This window comes from Polaromonas sp. (assembly GCF_031411155.1).
Classification (GTDB): domain Bacteria; phylum Pseudomonadota; class Gammaproteobacteria; order Burkholderiales; family Burkholderiaceae_C; genus Polaromonas.
This window is the reverse complement of sequence record NZ_JANOAL010000213.1, coordinates 1-1,923: the sequence shown is the minus strand read 5'-3', so window position 1 is coordinate 1,923 and position 1,923 is coordinate 1. Positions and strand designations below refer to the sequence as shown.

The window sequence follows — 1,923 nt, the reverse complement described above, 5'->3', positions numbered from 1 at the left end:
GCCAACGCCGCGCGGCAAACGCAGGCCGCGCAAACGCTGGTGCGCGGCGTCTTCCAGGTCCACCGGCAGCTGCTGCTTGGCGCGCAGGTAGTGGTCGGTAAACACGTCGAGGTAAGCCTGCAGCGTCTGCGCCGCGTGCGTCTCGCCGGCCAGCGCCAGGCACAGGGCCGCCACCTCCGAGGTGCAGAAATGGTCATCGCGCTGCGAGCGGCGCAGCCGGTAGCGTGAGAGTTGCCCGCTCTGCAGGCTGAGCACGGGCAGGTGGTCCAGGTAGGGGCTCTTGCGAAACATCTTGCGCGCCTCGGGCCAGGTGGCGTCGAGCAGCACAAACAGCGGGCGCTTGCCCTCCTTGCTTTCTCCTGTATCGACTGGCGGCACTTCTGTCACCACCCGCCCGGGCGCCACAAACTCCCCCGGAAACACCAGGTACGGCTGCCACTGCGGGTCGGCCAGCAGGGCCAGCAGCGCGGGGTCTACCTCGGTGCGCGCCCAGCCGAAGGCAAACGTGTCCGCCACCACATCGGCAATCAGCCAGCCCGTGTTGCTGGGCTTGAGCGGCTCGATGTCGGCCATGACCAGGCACACCCCCGCCCGCGTGGGCACGGCCGGGCGCAAGGCGCAGATGCAGTGGCTGGGAACGAGCCGGCAACCGGCGCAGCGCTCCCCGCGCGGGCCGCCACGGGCCAGAAACGGTTTGGAACTGCGCGCCAGGCGCGCGCTGCGCAGGCGATTAACGGCGTGCGGCAGGGCGTCGGTCATGCGGACCGTCGGGAAGCGGGGGCGGGCATGGGCGCACTGTAGCAGTGGGACTCATGGCTCCCACCAGTTAACATGCAACCTGTCACACAAGGTAGTCCTTGAGAAAGATCACGCTATGCGCAAGAACTTTTGGCCGGGCCTCATGCGGGCCAAGCGGGCCGTTCAATGGGGTCTGATGGCCGCGCTTGTGAGCGCGGCGGTGGTGGCCTGTGGCGGCGGTGGGGGCAACACCGCGTCTACGGTCTTGCAGGCTAACCCTACGACGCCTTGGGAGCTGATGACCGCAGGCGACATTGCCCAGTGCCTGCTTCGACCTGCGTCCGACTCGAATGCCGAAAAAACAGCCCAGCTGGTCGAGCGCCAGCTGGCCGGCGCGGGCGGCAATGCCAATGTGCTGACCCTTGGGGACAATGCCTATTTTCTCGGCCTGACCATCGGCTACACCGCATGCTATGAGAAGACCTGGGGCCGGTTTATCGACAAAACCTTCGTCATTCCAGGCAACCACGACTATGAAAACAATGGCGACGGTAATTACTTCAGCTACTTTGGTGCCAAGGCCAACCCCGACGGCAAGGGCACCGGCTACTACCGCATTGACCAAAGCGGCTGGACCGTGTTTGCGCTGAACAGCAACATCGATGCGTCAGCCGCTTCAACCCAGGCACAGTGGCTCAAGCAAGAGCTGGCAAGCGCGCAGCCCTGTGTGGCGGCGGCCTGGCACCACGCACGGTTCAGCTCGGCCCCCGATGGCGACAACGCCACCATGACCGCCCTGTGGGACATCCTGGACCAGGCCAAGGCCGATGTGGTGCTGCAAGCCCACGAGCACCAGTACGAGCGCTTTGCCCCCATGACCGCAGACGGCACCCTGTCCGCCACCGGCGGCCTGCGCTCGTTCGTGGTGGGCACCGGCGGCGCAGAAACTTACGCGCACGCCACGGTACGTGCGGGCAGCGAGAAGCAGGCCGTCGCCTTTGGCGTGATGCGTTTGTCGCTGTCGGCAGGCAATGCCAAGTGGCGCTTTATCGACGTTGACAACGCCGTGCTGGACCAGGGCGCGTTTGATTGCCGCGCCAAGAAGTAGCGGCTTGCGCATGTGCCGCACGCGCGGCGGCCCAGGGGCACGGCCCGGGACCGGGCGGCGGGTTAGACGGATTGGGA

The 1,923-nt window shown here is 66.5% G+C and carries 2 protein-coding genes; one reads left to right on the top strand and one right to left on the bottom strand.

Annotation, left to right across the window (positions count from 1 at the left end):
- A partial coding sequence (locus tag RMO23_RS13620) for a tRNA-uridine aminocarboxypropyltransferase (RefSeq protein ID WP_309682479.1) occupies window positions 1-759 on the bottom strand: 759 nt, incomplete at its 3' end.
- 277 nt (window positions 760-1,036) lie between these two features.
- Here RMO23_RS13620 and RMO23_RS13615 point away from each other — a divergent pair.
- Window positions 1,037-1,846, top strand: a complete 810-nt coding sequence (locus RMO23_RS13615) for a metallophosphoesterase (protein WP_309682477.1) — start codon at window positions 1,037-1,039, stop codon at window positions 1,844-1,846.
- Window positions 1,847-1,923: the final 77 nt, after the last annotated feature.

Bases quoted from the DNA above. Each gene is read 5' to 3' on its own strand.
- RMO23_RS13615 (WP_309682477.1), top strand. From the start codon at position 1,037: ATGACCGCAGGCGACATTGCCCAGTGCCTGCTTCGACCTGCGTCCGAC.